The 22,538-nt window shown below is 68.3% G+C and carries 23 protein-coding genes; 10 read left to right on the top strand and 13 right to left on the bottom strand.

The features are described 5' to 3' along the window. Positions 1–289 precede the first annotated feature (289 nt). Positions 290–847, top strand: a complete 558-nt coding sequence (locus ACM6LR_RS23765; protein WP_414944514.1) for a hypothetical protein — start codon at positions 290–292, stop codon at positions 845–847. A 484-nt stretch (positions 848–1,331) separates the two neighbouring features. Here ACM6LR_RS23765 and ACM6LR_RS23760 read toward each other — a convergent pair whose 3' ends face one another. The 9 genes from ACM6LR_RS23760 to ACM6LR_RS23720 are packed head-to-tail and all read right to left on the bottom strand — an operon-like array spanning position 1,332 to position 11,480. Beyond that, positions 1,332–2,795, bottom strand: a complete 1,464-nt coding sequence (locus ACM6LR_RS23760; RefSeq protein ID WP_414944513.1) for a class I adenylate-forming enzyme family protein — start codon at positions 2,793–2,795, stop codon at positions 1,332–1,334. Then, positions 2,792–4,165: a CoA transferase gene (locus ACM6LR_RS23755; RefSeq protein WP_414942757.1), complete on the bottom strand. Its 1,374-nt coding sequence runs from the start codon at positions 4,163–4,165 to the stop codon at positions 2,792–2,794. Before ACM6LR_RS23755 ends, ACM6LR_RS23760 begins: the two co-directional genes overlap by 4 nt. Beyond that, the gene (locus tag ACM6LR_RS23750; protein WP_414942756.1) at positions 4,162–4,953 is read right to left on the bottom strand and encodes a class I SAM-dependent methyltransferase; all 792 of its coding nucleotides are present in this window, start codon (positions 4,951–4,953) and stop codon (positions 4,162–4,164) included. Before ACM6LR_RS23750 ends, ACM6LR_RS23755 begins: the two co-directional genes overlap by 4 nt. Next, on the bottom strand, positions 4,944–6,437 hold the full coding sequence (locus tag ACM6LR_RS23745) for a class I adenylate-forming enzyme family protein (RefSeq protein ID WP_414942755.1): 1,494 nt from the start codon (positions 6,435–6,437) through the stop codon (positions 4,944–4,946). The genes ACM6LR_RS23750 and ACM6LR_RS23745 overlap by 10 nt, the downstream gene beginning before the upstream one ends. 10 nt (positions 6,438–6,447) lie before the next feature. Next, complete coding sequence (locus ACM6LR_RS23740; RefSeq protein WP_414942754.1) at positions 6,448–7,740, bottom strand: protoporphyrinogen/coproporphyrinogen oxidase; 1,293 nt, start codon at positions 7,738–7,740, stop codon at positions 6,448–6,450. Further along, positions 7,737–8,660, bottom strand: coding sequence for a UbiA family prenyltransferase (locus ACM6LR_RS23735; protein WP_414944512.1), 924 nt, complete (start codon positions 8,658–8,660; stop codon positions 7,737–7,739). The genes ACM6LR_RS23740 and ACM6LR_RS23735 overlap by 4 nt, the downstream gene beginning before the upstream one ends. After that, positions 8,657–9,298, bottom strand: coding sequence for a class I SAM-dependent methyltransferase (locus ACM6LR_RS23730; protein ID WP_414942752.1), 642 nt, complete (start codon positions 9,296–9,298; stop codon positions 8,657–8,659). The genes ACM6LR_RS23735 and ACM6LR_RS23730 overlap by 4 nt, the downstream gene beginning before the upstream one ends. Beyond that, the gene (locus ACM6LR_RS23725) at positions 9,298–10,419 is read right to left on the bottom strand and encodes a DegT/DnrJ/EryC1/StrS family aminotransferase (RefSeq protein ID WP_414942751.1); all 1,122 of its coding nucleotides are present in this window, start codon (positions 10,417–10,419) and stop codon (positions 9,298–9,300) included. Before ACM6LR_RS23725 ends, ACM6LR_RS23730 begins: the two co-directional genes overlap by 1 nt. Beyond that, complete coding sequence (locus ACM6LR_RS23720) at positions 10,416–11,480, bottom strand: DegT/DnrJ/EryC1/StrS family aminotransferase (RefSeq protein WP_414944511.1); 1,065 nt, start codon at positions 11,478–11,480, stop codon at positions 10,416–10,418. The genes ACM6LR_RS23725 and ACM6LR_RS23720 overlap by 4 nt, the downstream gene beginning before the upstream one ends. 249 nt (positions 11,481–11,729) lie before the next feature. Here ACM6LR_RS23720 and ACM6LR_RS23715 point away from each other — a divergent pair, with 249 nt between their 5' ends. The 6 genes from ACM6LR_RS23715 to ACM6LR_RS23690 are packed head-to-tail and all read left to right on the top strand — an operon-like array spanning position 11,730 to position 17,095. After that, on the top strand, positions 11,730–12,749 hold the full coding sequence (locus ACM6LR_RS23715) for a Gfo/Idh/MocA family oxidoreductase (protein WP_414942749.1): 1,020 nt from the start codon (positions 11,730–11,732) through the stop codon (positions 12,747–12,749). After that, entirely contained in the window at positions 12,739–13,557 is an 819-nt protein-coding gene (locus ACM6LR_RS23710) for a sugar phosphate isomerase/epimerase family protein (protein ID WP_414944510.1), read from the top strand. Before ACM6LR_RS23715 ends, ACM6LR_RS23710 begins: the two co-directional genes overlap by 11 nt. Beyond that, positions 13,554–14,774 (top strand): M20/M25/M40 family metallo-hydrolase, encoded by a 1,221-nt coding sequence (locus ACM6LR_RS23705; protein ID WP_414944509.1) that lies wholly within the window; start codon positions 13,554–13,556, stop codon positions 14,772–14,774. Before ACM6LR_RS23710 ends, ACM6LR_RS23705 begins: the two co-directional genes overlap by 4 nt. Continuing rightward, the gene (locus ACM6LR_RS23700) at positions 14,771–15,820 is read left to right on the top strand and encodes an Ldh family oxidoreductase (protein WP_414944508.1); all 1,050 of its coding nucleotides are present in this window, start codon (positions 14,771–14,773) and stop codon (positions 15,818–15,820) included. The genes ACM6LR_RS23705 and ACM6LR_RS23700 overlap by 4 nt, the downstream gene beginning before the upstream one ends. Next, on the top strand, positions 15,817–16,761 hold the full coding sequence (locus ACM6LR_RS23695; protein WP_414942745.1) for a Gfo/Idh/MocA family protein: 945 nt from the start codon (positions 15,817–15,819) through the stop codon (positions 16,759–16,761). The genes ACM6LR_RS23700 and ACM6LR_RS23695 overlap by 4 nt, the downstream gene beginning before the upstream one ends. Then, entirely contained in the window at positions 16,694–17,095 is a 402-nt protein-coding gene (locus ACM6LR_RS23690; protein ID WP_414942744.1) for a DUF6917 domain-containing protein, read from the top strand. The genes ACM6LR_RS23695 and ACM6LR_RS23690 overlap by 68 nt, the downstream gene beginning before the upstream one ends. Positions 17,096–17,139: 44 nt before the next feature. Here the strand turns inward: ACM6LR_RS23690 and ACM6LR_RS23685 are convergent, their stop codons facing one another. The 4 genes from ACM6LR_RS23685 to ACM6LR_RS23670 all read right to left on the bottom strand — a co-directional run bounded on the left by ACM6LR_RS23685 (position 17,140) and on the right by ACM6LR_RS23670 (position 20,348). Beyond that, on the bottom strand, positions 17,140–17,676 hold the full coding sequence (locus ACM6LR_RS23685) for an EF-hand domain-containing protein (protein WP_414942743.1): 537 nt from the start codon (positions 17,674–17,676) through the stop codon (positions 17,140–17,142). Positions 17,677–17,755: 79 nt separating this feature from the next. Next, positions 17,756–19,003 (bottom strand): nucleotide sugar dehydrogenase, encoded by a 1,248-nt coding sequence (locus ACM6LR_RS23680; protein ID WP_414944507.1) that lies wholly within the window; start codon positions 19,001–19,003, stop codon positions 17,756–17,758. A gap of 33 nt (positions 19,004–19,036) precedes the next feature. Continuing rightward, complete coding sequence (locus ACM6LR_RS23675; RefSeq protein WP_414942741.1) at positions 19,037–19,348, bottom strand: hypothetical protein; 312 nt, start codon at positions 19,346–19,348, stop codon at positions 19,037–19,039. Positions 19,349–19,751: 403 nt separating this feature from the next. Further along, a complete protein-coding gene (locus ACM6LR_RS23670; RefSeq protein WP_414944506.1) occupies positions 19,752–20,348 on the bottom strand; it encodes a TetR/AcrR family transcriptional regulator in 597 nt (198 codons plus the stop codon). Positions 20,349–20,586: 238 nt separating this feature from the next. Between ACM6LR_RS23670 and ACM6LR_RS23665 the strand changes: the two genes are divergently transcribed. The 3 genes from ACM6LR_RS23665 (at position 20,587) to ACM6LR_RS23655 (ending at position 22,346) form a co-directional block, all read left to right on the top strand. Continuing rightward, entirely contained in the window at positions 20,587–20,727 is a 141-nt protein-coding gene (locus ACM6LR_RS23665) for a hypothetical protein (RefSeq protein WP_414944505.1), read from the top strand. After that, positions 20,724–21,578: an alpha/beta hydrolase gene (locus tag ACM6LR_RS23660; protein ID WP_414942739.1), complete on the top strand. Its 855-nt coding sequence runs from the start codon at positions 20,724–20,726 to the stop codon at positions 21,576–21,578. The genes ACM6LR_RS23665 and ACM6LR_RS23660 overlap by 4 nt, the downstream gene beginning before the upstream one ends. Before the next feature lie 366 nt (positions 21,579–21,944). Beyond that, positions 21,945–22,346: a hypothetical protein gene (locus tag ACM6LR_RS23655; protein ID WP_414942738.1), complete on the top strand. Its 402-nt coding sequence runs from the start codon at positions 21,945–21,947 to the stop codon at positions 22,344–22,346. Positions 22,347–22,538 lie beyond the last annotated feature (192 nt).

The following is a 22,538-nucleotide window of genomic DNA, read 5'->3' as shown; positions in this document are numbered from 1 at the left end:
GGCGCAGGCGTTCGTGTGGTCGCCGCATCGTCGACTTGCGGAACAGGCTCGGCAGAACGCATTGTTTCGACTGAAACACCCGCCCCGGTGATAAATTGTTTCGCGATCATTGGTGCCACCGAAACGAGAAAGTCCTGAACCGAATTTAAATTGACGTATGGACCTCCCGGCATGGAGGGTAGGGGTTTTGTTTCCGTGCCGCTTGGAGCGCCAGCCGCCGATACACCGTATACCGGCGTGCCGTATCTCGACGGAGACGACCGGATGACGAAAGGATCATGGCATCCCCATGTTGACTGCCAGATTGCTCGCTGCGGCCTGCCTTGCCGTCGGCGCGATCACCGGGATCACGCCCGCGGCGGCCGGCGCCGCGGCGCTCCCCGGCGCCGACCCGCAACCGCTGACCTTCGCGTGCCCGGTGGGCACTCAGGCCACCCGTTTCAACCCAGGATTCAATGTCGAACTGCGCGACGTGGCCTTCGACGGCACCGGCACCTTCGGTGGCTGTGTCGGCGTGCTGCCAGACCCCCGCCTGCCAGTCACCGGCAACTCCACGGTCAGCGGCCGGGGCCTGTTCTCCTGTCTGGTGCCGGGGGCCGGGTCAGGCACCTTCCGGATCAACTGGAACACCGGCCGGTTCAGCACCATTCAAATCACCTTCGTTACCGCCCGGCCCAACGGCAACAACGTCGTCATCCAGCAGGGTACGGTGACCGGTGGACTGTTCCAGGGTTACGCCTTCCGTCAAGTGATCGTCCTGGCGACCACTGACGTCCTGGCCTGCTACACCGAACAAGGAGTCAAAGCCACCGCCGGCCCGAGCGATCTGCTGTTCACCAAGATCTGATCGAACCGGGATACGGGCAGGTGCAACGCCCACATCCCCGCCCGACGGTAGGCAGCGGAGGACTTCCAGGCACGATCGGCTGCCGACAACGACGTCACGACGAGCATTGATGACGCGGTACGACAACTAGCCCGGCAGACGACAGAGACAGCTGTCAGCCATACGTTGTCCTGCTCACTGGGGCCCGTCAGCGCATCGTTTGCAGTATCGAGCAGAGGTTGAACAAGATCTTCTACAATGGGTAGTTCAACTGGCGAGGCCACCGCCTCTAGTCTGGCAACACTTTGCTGAACGCTTCGACCGACTTGGAGCGTGTCCTACGTCGTGATCGCTCGCTTGTGAGCGATCACCTTGACCGTGGTTGATCGGTTGTCGTTGCGGCTGGTGCCGGACGAGTTGTGGGTGCCGGTGTTTGTGCCGCGTCCGCAGGGCGGTGGCAGGATAACGGTGGATGCTCGTGCGGTGCTCACGGCGATCGTAGATTTCACTGACCGCATCGGCGGGCCGCGAGCCGGGTCAGGGTGCGGTAGCAGACCTTGCCGGTGCGGCCAATCGGAAGTTCGGGAAGGACGACGAGGAACTCCGGCAGTTTGGGGGTGGCGACACCGCGGGCGGCGAGGAAGGCGGTGAGTTCGGGCAGCGACGGCGGATGTCCATTCCGGACGGTCACACTGGCGCAGAGCCGTTCGCCCAGTTCGGTGTCCGGCACCGGGACACAGGCGACCTCCTTGACCGCGGGATGGTCACCGATCGCGCGCTCCACCTCGGCCGGGCTGATCGTGTACCCACCGCGGATCACCACCCGTTTGCGCCTGCCGGTCACCTGCAACCGGCCCAGGTCGTCGAACCGGCCGTTGTCGCCCGACCGCACCCAGCCGCCGTCGAGCCGGTATGCCGCGTCCAGTTCCGGTGCTGCGACGTAGCACAGCGGGGTCATCGGACCTCGTGCGCAGATCTCGCCGTCGCTGATGCGAATCTCGCAGACCGCGGGATCCGGCACGCCGACACCGTTCTCGGGCGTCGTCGTATGGCAGTTGACGCCGTCGGACGAGCCGTAGATGTCGATCATCGGAACGCTGAACCGCTCGCGACAGGCGGCGAGCGTGGACGGCGGCAGAGTGTCACCGCTCGACACGATGGCCGCGAGCCCGCCGGTGTCCACCTCGGCGGGGTGCTCGACCATGCGCCGCCACATGGTGGGTACGGCGAACACGTGGGTGGGGCGGTGCTCGCTGATCGACCGCAGCGCCGCGCCCGGCTCGAACCAGCGCGTCACGATCAGCGTGCCGCCGAGGCAGCACAGCGTCACCGGCACCCCGAACGAGCCGAAGCCCGACGTCGGCTGGACCAGGACCAGATCACGAGGCACCGAGGTCGTGCCATGGACGGCGCGGAGATAGTTGGCCCGGCCGCCGGCGAAGGCGTTGTGCGAGTAGGCGACCATCTTCGGCTCCGACTCCGAGCCGGACGACACCAGGATCCGCGCTGGAGCCTCCGGATGGGGACGACCGGAACCGGCCCCGCGACGAAATTTCGCCGCACCCGCTATCCGCCCGTTCCCGATGACGAACCGCACCCCCGCGCGGTCGAGAAGCTCGTCCGACCCCGGTGGTACCGGCAAGACCACGGCGCCGACCGCGAGTACGGCCAGCTCGGCGAGCACGGCGGCACGTCCCGCAGGCTCTCGCACCCCGACGATGTCCGCCGGGCCGCATCCGGCGGCCTCCAGCCGGGCGGCCAGCTCCCGCACCGCGGCGTCCAGCACCAGGTAGGTGAGCGTTCCCTCGTCGTCGATCACCGCCGGGCGAGTTGGCTGCTCGCGCACCCGGTCGCGGAACAACGAGTACAGGTCCCGGTCCGGGCAGTGTCCACTCCGGACCCATTCACGGCGCAGTGCGGCGGGCACGAGATCGCGCAGGACCACCCCGGTCGCGGATATCCAGGTCATGCGGTGAACTTCCACGGCGAGGCGACGAGAACGCACTCGTCCCGGACGAGCGCGGGTGAGAAGCGGGGATCCGCGGCGAGCGCGGCGAGGTCCTCGCATACCGGGACGGTCAACGGCCGGGTGCAGCGCCGCCGAGCGCCCGCGTTGAGCAGGCAAGCCGCGGACAGGAGCGACGAGTCGACGCGCGTGGCACCACGGGCCAGCGCGGTCACGATCCCATGTGCGGCCACGACGCCGCCGAACACGTCGACGATCGTCATCAGCGACGGCGGTACGCCCGCGTGGGCCTGCACGACGAAATCGGTGCCCACCGGAGGTTTCGGTCCCAGTTCGGTGCCCCAGCCCGACGCTTGGGCGTACACGATCCCCGGTCGGGCGCGCGCCAGGTCATGCGCACCCAACGACCACTGCTCCGCCTTGCCCGGCGCCCAGTTGTGCAGGAACACATCGGCCCCGTTGGCGACCTCGAGCAGTTGCCGCCTGCCACCCGAGGTACTCAGGTCGAGCTCGATGACTTCCTTGCCCTGGTTGAGCGCGCGAAACCTGGACGAGGTGTCACCGGCGATCGGTGGCACCCACCGCAGCGGGTCACCACCCGGTGGCTCGACCCGCAGCACCGTCGCGCCGAGAAGCCGCAGCAGATGCCCTGCCATGGGCCCCTGCACCCGGCGGCAGGATTCGAGAACCACCAAGCCGCACAACGGAAGCGGCTCAGTCGGCCGGACGGGCCGGTGCCCGCGTCCGTTCCCGCTCACGACGAAGGCTGGCAACCCGTCGAGCGCCCGGTCCGCCACCCGCACCAGCGTCATGCCCGTGCGGACGGCGGCCCGTTCGAGCGAGGCGATCGGCAGGGTGGCGAGTACTTCCGGTAACTGCGGCGGCAGTGGGCAGGTCGCGGTCGCGAACCTGTGCATGAACGGCCGCCAGCCGCTCGAAATCGCCCCCTCGGCGGCGCCGAGGGCGGTCCAGAATCGTTGCCACACCGCGGGATCGAGGGTCTCCACCTCGAACGCGACACCGTCGGCCGAGCGAAACGGCGGGCCGCCGGGGAGGAACGGTTCCTGGTGGTCGTCCACGGTGGTCGCCGCCGCGAGGTACTGGGAGATCGCCAGCAAAGCGGCCTGTGCCAGCGAAGTCGAGACGGCACGCAGAGGGATTCCCCGGTTCCTGGCCAGGCTCAGCGCGGTGTGGCCCGTTTCGGCGAGTTCGGCCGCGAGAAGGGACGCATAGTCGAGGCCGAGCGGGGTCGGTGCACCGAATCTCCGGCCGTGTACGTGCATGAGCCCGCAGGCGGCCTGCACGTCGAGTTCACCGGCCAGCGAAAGGCCGACCGGGCCCGCCACGGTCACGGTGTCCGGTGCGGTGATCATTCGGGACACCGTCCGTGCACGGAGTACACGACACACGACGATGCCCGGAATCGCGGATCGGCCAGTACCGCGCGCACCTCGGCGAGGTCACCGTCGGTCATGCCCGCCGCGAGCAGCCGGTCCCGCAGATGACGGGTGTGGTGGATCAGCAGCCGCACGCCGGGCGAGCCTGCCTGCCACGGGAAGAGCAGCGGCACCGGGTCGACGTCGACCAGGCCCGCGGCGACCATGGACGCGGCCACGCGACGGCCCCAGGTGCCGTCCCCGCCCGCGGCCTTGAACGTCCTTTCCTTGGCGGTCAGAAACGCCTCGTAGAGACTCGCCGCCCGTGCGTCCGGCGCCAGCAGCACCGGACCGTAGGAGAGGTCGAACTCGTCGATCTGCATCCAGCCACCCGGTTTCAAGGCACGCGCCAGCTTGCGGAGCACGGCCTCCCGCTCGGGCAGATGCTGCAGCACCAGCCGGGCGTGGATGAGGTCGAATTCCCTACTTGGCAACGGATCGTGGACGACGTCGTGCCGCAGGACGGTCAGGCCCGGCCCGGGTGCGATGTGGTCGGGTTTGATGTCGGTCGCCAGTACCGACCCGGTCGGTGCCACCTTCGCGGCGAGCCAATGCGCGACGCCGCTGCCACCCGCACCGACTTCGAGACAGGACCACCCGGCCCCGACGCCGGTCTGCGCCAGCCGCGCGAGAGTGATCGGATCGTACGCCTCGGAGAGGCACCGATGCTGCTCAGTGGCGTGTCCACTGTGGTTGTCGAACACGTAGGCCGTTGTCACGTCCACCTTCCCGATCCGTTCGTGTCGGCCGTCCCGGTGAGCCGCGCCAGCAGTTCCCTACGCCGTACCTTTCCGGTCCCGGTTCTCGGTACGTCGTCCCACGAGAGCACCACCGGCTCCCCCATCGGTGGCAGGCCGAGCACCGCGGCCCGCCACTGTGCCGGATCCAGCCCGGTGTCGGTCACCACGACCGGGATCGGCTCCCGGCCCGCCGCGGAAAGCACCACGCACTCGGCGATGGCGGGAAGACGGTCCTCGACCGTGTCCTCCACCGCCAGGCAGCTCACCCCGGGAACGGTGTCGACCTCGCGGTCCAGCAGCGTCACCGCACCGGTCCGGCTCACCGCACCGAGGTCGCCGGTGTTCCACCACGGTCCGGAAACCTTGGCTTCCCAGCGGTCTTGCTCACCCACATAGCCCACGCAGCGGGCGCGGGTACGTGCCAGCAGCAGCCCGGCCGTGCCGTGCGGCACCGGCTCGGCGGTCTCCGGGTCGACGACCCGGAGCTTCGCGAGGCCGGGCAACGGCCTGCCGAGGTCACGCGTCGCGCGTACGGAACGCCGTGTGAAGAACCGGAACGAGAGCGGTCCCGTCTCCGTCTGCCCCCAGCCCTGCATCCACAGTGGACGCCGGCGGTCGGTGGCGCGCAGCATCGTCCTGATCACCGGTGGATGCACGGCGTCGTAGGTGCTGACGAACCTCCGTACCCGGCGGAACGGGTTGGCCGGGGTGTTCACGAGTGGGCGCCAGCGCACGAACGCCGAGGGAAGGGCCTCGACGACGGTCGGCCGATGCCGCCCGAACACCTCGGCCGCCGAAGCGTGCTCACTCAGTATCACCAGTTCGCGTGGCGCGAGGCATACCGCCGAAGCCGTCCAGCAGAACGTGCGGCCATGCGCATACGCGCTGGCGTTGCCCAGTACATCGTCGCGCCGGACGCCGAGCACGGGCCAGCGCACCGATTCCGGCCGGGCCAGCCGGTCGATGATCGTCCTGGTCGTGTGCACCACCAGCTTCGGGGTGCCGGTCGTTCCCGAAGTGTGGCAGATAATCAACGGTTCGTCGTCGTGCCTTCGGTAGGGCGACGGCGGCCGGGCGGCGGCGAAATCGTCGATGAGCAGGACCCGGTCCGCTCGCAGCGACCGGCGATCGGTGACCAGCAGCGCGGCATCCAGGCGCTTCACCAGGACTTCCAGCGTCTCGTCCGGAAGGTGGCCGGACAGCTTCGCCGCGACCGCGCCGATCCGCACCGCGGCGCAAGCCAGCAGGTCGTAGTCCCAGTGGTTGTGTTTGACGATGGCGACGCGGTCTCCAGGCCGTACACCGGCTTCGTGCAACCAGCCCGCCGCGTCCCGTACCAGCTCGGCCAGTTGAGCGACCGTGTAGGTGGTACCGCGCGCGGGAGCGAGGTCGAACGGCCGGTCCAGGTGCACGGTCGTCCGGAGGTGCGCGCATTCGTCGAACAACGTTCCCATGTCGTGTGGTTTCATCGGGTCCTTCTCATCGGCCACTGGGGTGCACGGCGAGGCGGGCGAGGCGCTGCGCGGCGCGCAGCCCGGAGCGGACCGCCGCCTCACTGCACGGACTCAGGAACACCCAGTCGCCCGCGTAGTCGACGGCACCGCCACCGAGACCCGCCTCGAAGGAAGCACGCAAAGCGAGCGCGCGGGGCGTCACCTCGGGTGCCGCGTGCCGCACCCGCCGGACGATCGCGCGACGCGTCGCCGCTCGCAGGCCCGGAACGAGACGCTCGCCGGCGTCGGTCAAGCGGACGGCCACCTCCTCGTCGGGGGCGGCCAGCAGGTCCGGTAGCACGGCCGGATGGGCCATGAGCGTGACCAGGCCCCGTCCGGACGGCGCGCGTCCGGGGTGTTTGAGATGGTCGAAGATGACCGTGGAGACGGTGCCGTTCTCCGCGGTCGGCACCAGCAGGGCGTAGTCGGGACCACCGAGAGGGCGGTCGAGCAGCAGGTGCGCCTTGACCACCGGGGTGAACGAGCACGCGCCGAGGAACTCGGATCCGTGCCGCGGGTACAGCTCGGCCGCGACCGGGGCGGGTACCGCCAGGACGACCGCCCTGGCACTGATTTCCTGCGTACCGCTGATGATGCGAGCCGTGCCACCGTCATCGACGACTTGATCGACGCGGAACCCGGTGCGGACGTCCACTCGCTCGGCGAGGGCACGGGCGAAAGTGTCCATGCCGTCGCGGTACGCCCGCCAGGTTCGTGGCGAGCCCACCGAGGTGAGCAGGGCGAGCAGTGGTGCGGCCGCCGAACGCGCCGGATTCCAGCCGAAGAAGCCCGAAACGACCGGCTGCAGCAGGTAGTCCAGCAAATCCGGATGGTGCGGCGCGGCGAACTCCGCGACGGTGCGGTCACCGAGCCGGGAGAGCTCCGGACGTTCGGTGTCGAAACTCCCCCGGATCACCCGCGCCCCGTCCAGCCGGGCCCGGAGGGACAACCCCGCTCCGGTGAGCAACCCTCGCGGCTGCGCGACGCCGGGCCGGGCCCTGCCGTGCCACATCGCGATGCCGCGGCCGATTCTGGGCGCGGCGGTGGCGTCGATGCCCAGTTCCGCCAGCAGCCGCCACGTCGCCGGATACCCCCGCTCGGCCAGCTGCTCGGCGCAGGTGTCGATCAGATAGCCGTCCTCGCGCACCGTCGTCATCCGGCCACCGACCACGTCGGCCGCCTCGAACACTCGCACTTCGCGCCCCGACCCGCCCAGCCGGTACGCGGTGGTGAGCCCGGCGACGCCCGCGCCCACCACCGCCACGTCGACGTCGGTCATGTGCTCACCGCCAGGTTCACCACGACCAGCGTCAGGACGGTGATCCGGTGGATCCGGATGCCGAGCATCCGTGCCCGCATGATGTCGCCCAGCGCGAACCCGAGCCACACCTGCCGCATCCGCGACCCGATCGTGGGAAGCAGCGCGAAGGGGAACCACAAGGGACCACCGAGCGCGGGCACGGCGACGATCAGCGCGAATTCGGCCGCCGACACGGCGATGACGAAGAACATGTTGCCGCGCGGAGAAGTCAGGGCCGCGACCGTCGGTCTGCCGACCCGACGATCACCGTCGACGTCGTTGGTGTTGGAGTAGACGCCGAACAGCAGCGGTCCCAGCCCGAAGAGCAAGGCCTGCGCGAGCGCGAACCCGGTGAACTCACCGGTGGCGAGGCCGTAGGGCGCCAGCACCAGCGCCCAGCCGAGCGCCGCGATGAAGAACTCCTGGAAGCCGTGGTAACTGAGCTTCACGCCCCAGGAGTACTGCAACGAGAAGAAATAGGTGACCACGATCAGCAGGACGGTCCACGCGGGCCGGTGTGGTGCCAGCATGATGGCCGTGAGCCAGAGTGCCGCCCCGATGACCGCGGTCACCCACGCGAACCGCAGCACCTGAGCCTCGCCGAGGGTGCCCGCGACCAGGGGTTTGCGATACCGTTTGCGCTGGGGATCGTCCGGCGAGTAGTTCGTGATGTCGCTGCCGTCACGGTATCCGGTGAGGTCGTCCAGCGCGACCATCGCCGCGATCACGAAGACCTCGCCGAGCAGGAACACGCCGATCGCCAAGAGGACGCCGGGATCGAACCTCGACATCGGTGCGAGCAGCGTCCACACCACGGCCACACCGAGGTAGTAGTCGACGATGTCCAGTTTCGCGAGCCTGAAATACGCCTTGCCGCGAGTGACGGCCAAGGTCGTCATCGCGGATCGTCCAAGGCGATCAGCGCCACGAACGACCGGTCGCCGCCGTAAAGCAGTTCCCGTCGTTCCAGCAACCGGGCGCCGGGAAGCAAGGCCAGGTAGTCCTCCAGGGTCCGCAACCGGGAGAACCTCCCGACCGGGATGTCGGCCTCCTCGTATTCGACGAGAACGAGATGACGTGCCGCCGCGGCGATCGCCCGGCACGCTTCGGCGATCTCGTCGTCGTCCAGCACGTGCATCAGGACCCATACGCAGACGGCGACGTCGAATCGCTTGTCCTTCCAGGGAAGCCGCTGGACCGCCGCATGCCGGAAGTCCACATGGGACAGCTGGGCGCACTTCTCCCTGGCCAGCGCGAGCATGCGCGGGGTCAGGTCGATCGCGGTCACCGTACGCGCTCGCGCCGCGATCGAGGGGGTGAGCCTGCCCATCCCGCATCCGATCTCCAGCGCGGCCTCGACCTCGCCGAGGGACCGCAGAAGGCCGGTGACCAGGCGAATGGTGCGGTCGGTCGTCTCGGCCGCGAGTGCGGCCGGCTGGGAGGCACGCATGACACGCGCCAGCCCGGGACGCTCGGCACGCCTGCGCCACTCGTCGGCGACCTCGCTCGGTGCGGGCGTCCGGGTGACCTGCTGCATCACGACTCCTTCGCGAATTCGCACACCGCGTCCGCGATGCGTTCGACCTGCTGATCCGTTAGATGGGGGTAGATCGGGATGGCGAGTGCCCGCCGCGCGGCGAGTTCCGCCGACGGCCATGCGTCACCTGGCCGGGCGTAGGGCGCGAAGGCAGGCTGCCGGGGCAGCGGATTCCGGTAGTAGACATGCGAACCGATGTCCCGTGCCGCCAGGAACGCACGCAGTTCGTCCCTGCGCTCGCTGAGCAGTGAATAGACGTAGTAGCAACGCCCGTCGCGTGCCGGAGGCGGCGCGAGCACGCCGCACCCGGTCAACTCGCTGAATCGTCCGGTGTAATACTCGCCGATGCGGGCCCGGCGTTCGAGCCGCTGCGGCAGGGTCGGGAACCGGTGCAGCTGGAACGCCGCCATGATCTCGTCGAAGCGGCTGTTGTAACCGATGCGGTGATACCGGAACCGGGTCTTGCCGTCCTGGCCGTGATTGCGCAGCATCCGCACCGCCGACCCGAGTTCGCGGTCACCGGTGACGACCATGCCGCCTTCACCTGGCATACCGAACGTCTTGACCTGGACGAACGAGTAGACCCCCGCGTCGCCCCAACGCCCGGCAGGCGTACCCGCCAGCATTCCTCCCTGCGCGACCGCCGAGTCCTCCAGCAGCCGTACGCCCGCGCCGTCGGCGATCCGGCGCAAGGCAGGCATGTCCGCCATGACCGAGAACATGTGCGCCGGCATGATCACCTTGGTGCGCGGGGTGATCAGCCGGGCGACCGCGCCGGGATCGACGACCATGGACCACGGGTCGATATCGGCGAAGACCGGTGTCGCGCCAGCCAGCGCCGGTGCGGCCGCGAGCGGAGCGCAGCCGAAGGCGGGCACGATCACCTCGTCCCCGGCGCCGACGTCCATCGCGCGCAGCACCAGCTGAAGGGCCGAGGTGCCGCTGCCGCACGCGATCGCGTCGGCGGCGCCGATCGAATCCCGGATGGCCGCCTCGAACCGGGCCGTGTACTCGCCGAGGATGAACTTCTGCTCCGGCGCGAGACCGACGCGCTCGACGATGTCCAACAGTGCCGCTCGGTCGTCCTCGAACAAATCCGGCGGGAAGAACGGAAGTGTCATGCCCGCCGCCCGTGATAGAAATCGCCGATCGAGGCACAGACCTGGTCGACATCGCCGGTCGACATATCCGGATACAACGGCAGAGCGAGGGTGTGGCGGCACGCGTTCTCGGCATTCGGGAAATCACCCTCCCGATATCCGAGTCCGGCGAAGCAGGGCTGCAGGTGGAGCGGCGTCGGGTAATAGACCTCGGTCTGCACGCCCTTCGCCGACAAATGCGCCGCCAAGTCGTCCCGCGAGTCGACTTCGACCACATAGACGTAGAACACGCTGTCCGGCCGCGGCACCGGCGTCTTGCGCACGCCCGCCACGTCCGCGAGCGATTCCGCGTACCGGGCGGCCAGGCTCGCGCGGCGGGCGATGTCGCTGTCCAGCCTGGTGAGTTTCGCCAGCAGGACCGCGGCCTGGATGTCGTCCATCTTGCTGTTCACCCCTGGCAGGCCCGTCGTGGTGGAGATGGCGGGGAAGTCGCCGAGCGGGGCGCCGAACCGACCGTGATGGCGAAGCGCGTCGACGTTCTCGGCGATCCCCGGGTCGTCGGTGACGACAGCGCCCGCGTCCCCGATCGCGCCCAGCGTCTTCGTCGGGAAGAACGACAGCACCCCACCGGCGCCGAACAATCCCGCGTGGGTGCCGCGACGGCGCATGCCGATGGCCTCCGCGCTGTCCTCGACCACGGTGAGGCCGAGCCGCCGAGCCTCGCCGAGGACCCCGTCGATGTCCGCGAGCTGCGAGAACAGGTGCGTCGGCATGATGAACCGCGTGCGTTCGCCGACCACCCCGGCCACTGTGGCTGGGTCGATCCCGTACCCGTCCTGTTCGATATCGGTGAAGACCGGCTGTCCGCCCGCGAGCACCACCGAGGTCGCCGAAGCCCCGAAGGAGAACGCGGGAACGACCACCTCTTCGCCCGGCCTCAGTCCCGCCGCCCGCAGTAGCAGGACCAGCGCGTCCGTTCCGCTGTTCACCCCGATGACGAATCGCGCACCCGTGTAGGCGGTGAGGGCGGCCTCGAGTTCGGCCACCTTGCGGCCATGCGAATACTTGCCATTTTCCAGCACGTCGAGAATATGGCGCCTAGTGGTGGCCCACAGTTGCGCGAATGTGGTCGATTGGTCGTAGAAAGACACCGCCAGCGTACCCACCTCCGGGGGGACAGGAACCGTTCCCGAGCGTAGGACAGTTAATCCGGCTACCTCGGCAGAGTCGCACTTCCTGGTGAACTCAAGGGAAAGTATTGACAGTTCATCTTCCCGGGTGTCACTTTTGCCGTGGATTTCGAATGCGAAACTCGAGGGGTAGGCTCATCAGTGCGTTCACTCGTCGTGGGACTCGGCAGAGCCGGCGCGGGACTGCATCTCCCCGTCCTGGCCAAACTTCGTACCAGCACTCCGCCGCTGTTCGGCGACGCGCCCATCGCGGCATGTGAACCACGACAGAACATCGCCGACCGGCCGGGTCTGGTGGTCGCGTCGACGCTCGATGCCGCGGCCGCCGGTCTCGACCCCGCCGACACCGTCGCGCACGTCTGCACACCGCCGACCGAACGCCTCACGGTGCTCGCCGAACTGGCCGCGCTGGGCTTCCGCAACGTGATCGTGGAGAAGCCGCTCGCCGCCGACATCGACGATCTCGCCCGCATCATCCGCCTGCGCCGCAAGCACAGACTGCACATCGAGGTCGTCGAGCCGTGGCTCACCAGTACCCTCACGTGGCGGCTGGTCGAACTGATCCGCGATGGCAGGTTCGGCGCTCCGAAGTCGATCGACATCGTGCAGAACAAACCGCGATTCCGCCGTTCGCTCGTGATGCCCGGTCATCCGACCGCCTTCGACGTCGAACTGCCGCACGGTGTCGCGCTCGCGCTACGGCTCGCGGGCGCCGCCCGGGTCACCCACGCGTCCGGAACTGATCTCGAGGTGGAAGGAAACCTCGGCCCGCGGATGGGCGGGGCCACCATCGGCCTCCGGCACAACACCGGTATCCACACCGAGATCCGGTCGGATCTGACTTCCCCGGTGCGTGAACGCCGGGTCACCGTCGAATTCGAGAACGGCGGCGCGGTCGGCCACTTCGCCGTGAGCGGGGATGACCACCACTCCCAGCTGACCCTGCGGGCGAACGGCCGGTCCGAACACACCGTGTTGCGGGACGACGCGATGACCGAGTGGATGTTCCAGGCCTACCACAAGTTCCGGCTGGGCGGGGAGCAGACACTGGGATTCACCTTCGCGACCGAGGTGGTGCAACTGCTCTCGGTGGCCAAGAACATCTGCGCGGAACCGGTCGCGACCCCCGAACCCGGAGTGGTGGCGACATATGCTGGGTGACCCGGTACTGGCCGGAATCACCGACGAGGCGGCGTACGACATCGGCGGCCAGATCTCGGTACTGGACACCCTCGGATGGCAGGGGATCGAACTGCGCACCGTCGATCGAGTCGCCGTCGCCGAGCTCACCGACGAACGGTTCACGGCCGTGTCGACGGCCTTGGCGGACAGCGGCTTGCGCGTCGTCTGCCTGGCGTCCCGGATCGGTGGCTGGGCCCGCCCGGTCACCACCGAGCTGCATCATGACCTCACCGAACTCGACATTCTCGCCGAGCGGGCCCGTGTCCTGGGCACGCCCTACCTACGGATCATGTCGTATCCCAATGACGGTCTCCCCGATCCCGACTGGCGCTCGCGGGTGATCGCGAGGATCGCCGACCTCGCCGACCGTGCCGAGCGCCACGGCGTGACGCTGCTGCACGAGAATTGCTCGGGCTGGGCGGGCACGAGCGCCGAACGGATGCTCGAACTGCTGGACGAGGTCGCGAGCCCGGCGCTGAAGCTGCTGTTCGATACCGGGAACGGGGTCGCCCACGGCTATGACGGCTTCGATCTCCTGGCCGACATCGTCGACCATGTCGAACACGTGCACATCAAAGACGCCGACGAGCGCGGTTTCACCCTCCCAGGTGAGGGCGCCGCCCGGGTCGCGGACTGCGTGCAACTGCTCCGGGCCGGCGGATACAGCGGTGCGTGGTCCTTGGAACCGCATCTGGCGATCAAGCCGCATGAGCCGGGTGAGCTGGCGCCGGACGCGGCATCCACGTTCGTCGCGGCCGGCCGGGCGATGGCCGGGCTGGTCCGGTGATCGGAGAAGACCACGACCTGCTGCTCCGGCTGCTCGACCTGCCGACGGCCGGTCCACTCGAAACGTCCGGTGAAGTCCGTCTGTGGGACGCGATGCGCGTCTACGCCGAGGCGGCGGCCGGGATCGGCTTCGGCACAGTGCACCTCGCCGCCCCGGCACCGTCGGTGCTGGACCGGCCTGGGGTTCCGGACGCGGTCCGCGACGCCGGGCCGGACTTCCTCGCCTGCCAGCCGAGCCTCGTGCTCCGGATCGGCCCGGCCGCTCCGGCCGTGATGTTCAACGTGCACCTCGACACCGTGGCGCCGTTCGAACCGGCGGGTTTCGACGGGCGCAGATTCACCGGCCGTGGCGCGATCGACGCCAAAGGGCCCGCGGTGGCCCTGCTGGCCGGTGTCCGGGCCGCGATCGCGACGGATCCGGCGGTCGGCAAGGACACCGGGGTGCTCATCCAGGCGGTCGCCGGGGAGGAGGGCGGCGCGATGGGGACGTTCGGCACCCGGCCGCTCGTGGAGGCGGGATTTCACGGCGAGCTCAACATCTTCTGTGAACCGACGGGGTCGCGGTACCTGCCGCGCTGCTCCGCGTCGATGACCGCGTGCCTGCGGGTGGACGGCGACGACGCGATCGACGACGAGCCGCACCGAGGGCACAACGCGACGGTCCTGCTGGGTTTCCTCGCCCAGTACCTCGCGCACGACCTGGCGCCGCACGGCCGGATCTGTGTGGCGGGCCTGCACACCGGGCACCTGCACAACAGGGTGTACGGCCGGGGAGAGCTGCTGCTCAACCTGCCTTACGACTGCGAAGAAGCGGCGTCGGAGATGACCGCGGCGGTGGAGGACGGCCTACGGGCCGGCATCGCCGAGTTCCGCACCCGGTTCCGGGATTCACCGCCCTTCCGCCGCACCGCGGTCGACGCCGCGGCGATCACCGGCCTGCACTGGCCGAAACGGGGCCTTCCGGCCCTGCCCGCGCAGAACATCCCGCTGCTGGACGAGTTCGTGCCGCGGTGGCCGGACGACGAACCCGGCTTCACCTGCGACGCCATCTGGCTCGCCGGTGTCCCGGGCACCCGGACGGCCGTGCTCGGTCCCGGCTCCTTGGGCGCGAACAACGCCCACGCGAGCGGGGAATATGCCGACGTCGCGGAACTCGACCACTTCAGCGACCTCGTACGTGAAATCGTCGTCGGCTTCAGCCGGAACGGAGGAGCATGACCGTACTGGTGCCCTACCGCGCGCTTCTGTCCATGGTCGCCAGGATCTTCGCCTGCCGCGGTGTTCCGGAAGATCGGGCGGCGATCGCCGCCACCGCGCTGTGTCATGGTGACTTGACCGGGGTGACCTCGCACGGCCTGGTCAACCTGGCCCGGTTGTACCTGCCCCTGCTCGACCAAGGGCGCGCGGACCCGCGGGCGGACATGGTCGTCCGGACCGACCTCGGCGCGTGTGTCTTCGCCGACGCCCGCCGGACGCTCGGGTTGTGGTCGGCCTCGCAGGCCGTGGAACTGGCGTGCGCCAGGGCCTCCCGGCACGGCATCGGCATGGTGTCGCTGCGCGGTGCCACCCACATCGGCTGCGCCGGCCATCACGCCGGGCGGGCCGTCACCCACGGCATGATCGGCCTGATCGCGTCCAACTGTGGGGGGCAACGGATAGCTCCGCCACCGGGTGGCGCCGCCGCGATGCTCGGAACCAATCCGCTCGCGCTGGCCTGTCCCGCCGGTGACGCGCATCCGTTCGTGCTCGACATGAGCACCACGGTCGTACCGACCGGCCGGGTGCGTGCCGCGGCCCGGGAGGGCAAGCCGATCCCGCCGGGCTGGCTGGCCGCCGAGGACGGTTCGCCGGTGACCGACCCCGCCGCGTTCGACCGGGGTGAGGCCCGCTTGCTTTGGTTGGGGAGTGATCCGGAAACGGGCGCCTACAAAGGATTCGGGCTCGGCCTGCTGGTCGAGGTGCTGGGAGCGCTGCTACCCGGTGCCGCGCTCGGCGCGATGTCGGCCGACGGGGACCGCGACGACGACATCGGGGTGATGGCGCTGGCGCTCGCTCCGGACCTGTTGCGCGCCGGGTTCGCCGACGACGCGGCCGCGCTCTTCGCCGCGGTGCGGGACTGGCCGGCTCAGGATCCTGCCGCCCCTATCGTCTACCCCGGCTGGCACGAAGGGGAGCGCGCCGCCCGACGTCGTGCGCAGGGTGTGCCGGTGCCCGACGCGGTGTACGGGGAATTGACCGCGGCGATGGAGAGGACGACCGGATGATGCGGGTCGGTATCGTGGGTCTCGGGGTCATTTCGCGGTTCTATCTCGCCGCGGTGGAGCGGTCGCGGGACATCGAACTCGCCGCCGTCTGCGATCTCGATCCTGCCGCGTTGCGGGACATCCCGGTGCCGGGCTACGGCGATCATCGTGAGCTGCTCGCCGCCGGGGGCCTCGACGCGGTGCTCGTGACCGCGCCCAACGATGTGCACGCCACCGTGTGCCGGGACGTGCTGGACGCGGGCCTGCCGGTCTGCGTGGAGAAGCCACTCGCCACCAGGCTCGAGGACGGCGAGGATCTCGTGGCCAGAGCCGCGGAACAGGGTGTCGCTCTGTTCACCGCGTTTCATCGGAGATACAACGGCAACGTGCGTGCCCTGCACGACAAGCTCGCGGGCGGGGCACCGATCGAGTCGCTGACCGTGCGGTACCTGGAAAAGATCGAAGAGCACGTCGGCCGCGACCGCTGGTACCTCGACGCGGCGCGCTGCGGCGGCGGCTGCGTGGCGGACAACGGCCCCAACGCGCTCGACCTCGTCCAGTTGTTCCTGGGCCCGGTGGCGCTGCGTGACGTACGGATCGAGCGGGACGCGGACGGGGTCGACCGGCAGGCGACGCTAGTGCTCGACGGCGCGGTCGTGGAACTCGACTGGTCGTTTCCCGGGGAGACCAAGGACATCGAGGTCCGGCTGAAAGACGGCACCGTTCTGTGTGCCGACATGCTGGCAGGCTTCCCGAAGTTCAAGGGATCGCTCTGGCACGAGTACGCGGGGTTGCTCCGCGAGTTCGCGAACACGGTGCGTGGGAGAGAACCCCGGCACGACACGGGCCACACCATACTGTCCATGGTGGACGAATGCTACCGAAGGGAGCGCGATGCGGGAGGACGGGCCGAAGCGAGAGATCACCGGCGTGGTGGTGAAAGTGCTTGTGCACCGCCGTGACGACCGGGGGATGAGCCTCGAACCCTTCGCCAGCCGGTGCGTTCGCGTCGGCGAGGTCCACGAGCTGGTGACGACGAGCCACCATGAAACGGCCCCGGGCACACGGATCGACCGTGTCGGTTTCCTCGGCTTCGCGGAAATCGAGCGCGCCGGTGTGATCGACCGAGATGACGAAGTGTGGATCGGCACCGAACTGATCGGCACCGTGCTCGGCTTCGACGGATGCCATTTTCCCAACCACTACAACATTCTCATTCACGCCGCGGTACCGGTTTCGGGCGAGGAGATCGGCTTGAAACCGGAACTGGAGGTGCGGTTCCGCGGCCGGTGGTGAGCGGCCCGGAACGGGCCACTCACCACCGAAGGGCTATGCCTCGGTCACTTGCCCAGCAGCGGCACGTCGATCTTGCCGAGATGGTAGTCGCGTACCGCGCGCACGAGTTCGTCGACGGTCAGCTTGCCGTTGCCATTGACGTCGATGGCGCGGAACGCCGGTGCCGCCGCCGAGGCTTCGACGCCGATGGCGTCCAGCCATTTGGCGAACTCCCGCTGATTGACCTCACCGTCCCCATCGGTGTCGCACAATCCGACGATCGCCGCGATGGTGGGCCGGACCACTCGATCGAATCCCGCGTCGCCTCCCTGGAAGATCTGCGCTTCGATCACTTCGGTGAACTGACGCTCGCTCAACGAGCCCGTCGGGCCGACGCCCGCCTTGGTCGCCAAATACTCGTACATCGTCGCGAACGAGTCCTTCACCGCGCGAGCCTGGGGTGACGACGAATCCTCGCCGAACGCGCCGATGATCCGAGTGGCTTCGGCCTCGAAGTCGGATTTCTCGATCTTGCCGTTGCCGTTGACGTCCCACTTTTCGAAACGCTTCTTGAGCCTGTCGTTCTTGACCGCAGTGGTCATTCGTGCACTCTCCTTTTCGCGGAATTTCAGAAGAATTTGCGGTACGCGGCCGCCGGATTTTGATCTCCGGGCGGCACGGTCAAAGACGAACGACCTCCTCTCCGGGAACCTGTCCCGTCACGTCGAACAGCAGCCTGGCCGTCGAACTCAGCCGGCCGAGGTCGTAAGCACCGTGCGCCACCAGTAGCACGGCGACATCCGCGGTACGCAGCGCCGCGTCGAGATCGTCCGCCGGTGGCCCCAGCTGGGGCACCGCGGCGGCCACGGGATCGTGGTAGGACAGCTCGGCGCCCTGCGCGCGCAACCGCACGGCTATCCGGATGGCGGCGGATTCACGCGTATCGGGCACATCGGCCTTGTAGGCGACGCCGAGCAACAGAACTTTCGCTCCTCGCAGGGGTTTGCCGTGCTCGGCGAGCAAACGCGTCACTCGGTCGACCACGTGCGACGGCATCTGGTCGTCCACCAGCCGAGCCGCGTGCACGACGCCGAGTAGCGTTCCTTCGCGCTCGGCCTTGTCCAGCAGGTATTTGGGGTCGACCGGGATGCAATGCCCGCCGACGCCGGGGCCCGGCACGAACGGCATGAAGCCGAAGGGCTTGGTCGCCGCGCAGTGCAGCACGTCCCACACGTCGACGCCGATCCGGTCGCAGAAGATCGCGATCTCGTTGACCAGGGCGATGTTCACATAGCGGTAGGTGTTCTCCAGCAGCTTGGCCATCTCCGCTTCCCGGGTGCCCCGCGCCACCACCACGCTCTTGACGAACCGGTCGTAGAACGCCGCACACTGCTTGGCGCACAACGGGGTATGCCCGCTGATCACCTTCGGCGTGTTGCGGACACCGAACCGGTGGTTCCCCGGATCGACCCGCTCGGGTGAATAGGCCAGGGAGAAGTCCTCGCCCGCTGTCTGGCCGTGCTTCTCCAGGATGGGCCGGACGATCTCGTCGGTGGTGCCCGGAAAGCTCGTCGACTCGAGCACCACCAGCGTGCCGGGCCGCAGATGCTCGGACACCGTCGCCGCCGCGGCCCGCACCGCGGCGAGATCCGGACCGCCGTTCGCGGTCAAGCCGGTCGGAACACAGATCACGATCGTGTCCGCGTCGCCGAGGATCGCGGGGTCGGTCGTCACCGTGAAGCCTCGTGCCCGCATGGCTTGTAACCGGCTCGCGGACACGTCGGGCACATGGGAACGGCCCGCGGCCACGGTGGCCTCCACCAGCGGCGAGGTGTCGTATCCGAGGACCGACAACCCCGCCGCACTGGCGGCTTCCGCCAGCGGTAGTCCGACGTAACCGACTCCAACAACGACAAGGTCGACAGACACTTGAGCCCTTCTCGGTCTCGTCACTCGAAACGCTCAACGGCTGATCGAGAAGGCACCGCTGCCCGGCTGGACGTGCGAGCCATACCCCGGGTCGACCGTCACGCCGGGGGTCAGGCAGAGCGGATCTCCGTGCACGACCAGCTTGGAGGAGGTCAGGTTGGCCAGCACATGGGCGGAGGGGGCGAGTTTGGTGCAGCCTTCGGGATTCTCGTAGGTCTCCAGCCGCTCCAACTCGGTGGAGAACACCACCACGTTGCCCGTCGCGGCCTGGGCCGCCGGACTCGACGCGACCAGCAGTGCGCTCGCGGACGCCGCGCACAGCGCCGCGTGGACAAGACGATTCATCGCATGCCTCCACTTCCGGATTCGACTTCTCTCGGCACGTTAACAGTCACCGTGTGTAAAACCGCCGGAGCGAGGAGAGTTCACACGCACAGGTTGCCTTCGGCACGATTCGGTCATCCGGATGGCGGCTTGAGGCGCTCTCAGCGTGATCTTCCGGACCGGGTTGTTCGCATGAACGAGTGGCGCCGGCAACCACAAGCGCCAAGGCGAGGTCATGTCGTCACGCGAGCAAACTGTGCCTATAATCGAACGCCACGCGGCGTTCGACGTAATACGGCGAGGTTCTTCGCCAATTCTCTGCGAAACAACGAATCCGGCTCAGGTAGCCGCGCATACATCTGTTGGCCAGCCAATTACGGAAGGGTGGCAGTGAAGAACTCCGCCCTGGGATAACCCAAATTATTCAAGGCTCCGGATGTGTCCGTGGAACGGATTGGCCCTTGTTCATGCGCAGAATCAAGGCGACCGCGTCCTCCGAGGCGACCGCCGGGGTCAGGACCTCCTGGAGGAGCAGGCCACGAATCGCGGCGATGGTGACGGAGGCCGTGGTCAGCGCTTCCTTGGCGTCGAGCCCTCCGCGTTCCGCGAGCGAGGCCAGAGTCTTGGTCAGGTCGTCGAGTGAGTCGATGAACTCCCGAAAGTCCTGCGGGCTGTACGCGGCCAGACCTACGACGTGAAAGAAGCCGCGGACACGCGACAGCTGCTCCGGACGGGTGTAGGTCCGCCAGATCGCCACGACGAGGTCGTCGAAGGTGCCCTGCCGGGCGACCTCGAAAAGCGCCTCGTTGTCACGAGCGCGCTGGGCCTTGAGCATGGCCGCCAAGACGCCCGGGAGCGACCCGAAGTGGTATCGCAGGAGGGCGTGGCTGGTCTCGATCCGGGCGGCGATCTCGCGCAGCGACACCTCCGGTGCGGGAAGGTCCTCGTCGAAGGCGTCGAGAAGCCGAGCCAGGAGCCGCTCGCGTGCGTCGCCCTTGCGTTCCGTGCTTGACAGGATCACTCCCACAGTTTATCCATTGGAAAAGAGAGACCGACGGCGCCGTGCCGCCTCGCACATGGTCGCAGTCGGCTCGCAACGGTGGAGGGAAAGACTCGTGAGAAGTTTTCAGGTAGTCCGGTTCCGATCTCCTCGGTCCGGCTCAGGACCGTCGAGGCGAAGAACTCATGGTGCGCGCAGAGCTGGAGACGCCGATGGAAGCACTCATCGCGGCCACGAGATTCTTGGCCTGGCCAGCCGGGTGAGGGCCATCGCTCCCGGCACGCGGGCAGACCGCGCGCTCTGGAACGGCGACCCGCTCGAACATCCGAAGCTCTTCGCCGACCCCGCCAACGCCGTACTCGTCGTCCAAGCCGGACGTATTGTGAAGGACCTCCGATGAGCACCATGTGGCACGGCTGCCTCGCCGACACCGACTACTTCGAGATGCGCTCCAGCGGTGGGCACGACTACGGCGTCTGGGTCACCACGCCACCGGGCTACGACCCCGCCACGACGCGAGCGCCTGCCGTGTATGTGCTCGACGGCAACTGGGCCGTGGGCATGACGGCTCCGCTCATCGTCACCCAGGCGGACCCCATGCAGCGGATCCAGCCCTACATCCAGGTCAGCGTCGGCTACGCGGGCGAAGACGCGCAGCACTGGGATCGGCTGCGCAACAGAGACCTCGTGCCACCCGGCGAGCCCATCGCCAAGGAACTCATCGACGCCGTGGAGATGGGAGTTCAAGCGGGCGCGAGGACACGCGAGGAATCCGACGCCTACCTCGCCGAACTGCGCGACACCCACGCCGACGCGTTCCTGAGCTTCCTCACCGCGGAACTGCACCCGCGGATCGAACGCGACTACGGCACAGCCACGAGCGGTCACGGCCTTTTCGGCTACTCCTACGGCGGCCTTTTCAGCCTCTACACCTGGCTCACCGGCGGCACGCTCTTCGAGAGCATCGGAGCGGGCAGCCCCGGCGTCGCCAGTGAAAACAGTCAGATCTTCACCCAGCTCCAAGAGATGGGCGACAGGCAGCATGCCGTCAAGCTTCACGTGACCCTCAACGAGCGAGAGCTGCTCGGAGACCTGGCCATCTACCAAAACCTCACGAAGAACACAGCCACCCTGCTGCACCGTCTCACCTCACGCGGCGGAGCCGTCACCAGCGCGGTCCTGCGCGAAACGCACGTGACCGGCCTGCAAGCCTCGTTCCTCAGCTACCTCAGGACCTGCCGAGCCCGGTAAGCGCGAACGCCCAGCTTCGGTGGCTGACGACCAGGCGGAGCATCGCGGTTCGTCGGTGAGACCGCAGCCACGACGGAGTCGTGAGTCCTGCCGGCACGCTGCTGAACCGAGCGCGAAGACGTGCTCGGTGACGAGTTGAACTCGTCGAGGTCGTCGCGCCACTGAACGGAGATCGGCCGGTGAACACCGGCGCCGAGCACTCTCGCCAGGTGGACACGTACGGGTGCCTTTTCGTATTTGATATGCGTTCGGTGCTCCACTTGTTGTATGAGCCGGTTCACTTTCAGCCGTCTTTGTTCCGGTGGTTCGGTTTTTCACCGGGTCGGCCGGGACTCGCTCTTCATTCCTGATCCAGGAGTTCCGCTGATGAATATGAACCTTCGCCGTATCGCGGCCTCGTCCTTCGCTGTCGGTGCCCTCGCGATGCTGACCATGGCGCCGGCCAGTGCCACTGCGTCCACTACGGATCTGGCACCGGCGAACGCCCCTCCCGCAAGCTGTGCCAGCGCTATCGCCGCCGCGGTCGATACCGCGAACTCGGCCACCGTCGCCGCGGCCAAGGTCGCCGACTCGGCCGCCGCCGCCGCCGCGGCCAAGGCGTTCGCCGAGGGTGTGCTCACCGGGACGCCCGCCGCGATCAACGATGCCGCGGCCAACCTGGGTGCGTTCAGCACCGCTGCCGCCACGGCCGCGGCGGCGAGCGCGGCCGCGTACGCCACGGCCGCCACCGCGACCATCGGTGTCCTCGTCGCCTGCGCCAAGGCATAGTGCGAGAGCAGCATCCCTGGTGAGTTCTCCGCGAGCGCCGGGGCTGGCAGATTCCAGCCCCGGGAGGTGAAGCCCTCGCCGTCCACCCGACGATCGTGCGGTCCAGAGCTTGTGTCGATTGCACCACACTCGAGAAGTCCTGGGCTCGGGCGAGTTCTGCGGCCCCATAGTTTGGATGACCAGACCGCGACA

The organism is Amycolatopsis sp. cmx-11-32 (genome assembly GCF_047608695.1).
Taxonomy (GTDB): Bacteria; Actinomycetota; Actinomycetes; order Mycobacteriales; family Pseudonocardiaceae; genus Amycolatopsis.
Note: the sequence above shows the minus strand (reverse complement) of the source record. Positions and strands in the feature narration are given on the sequence as shown.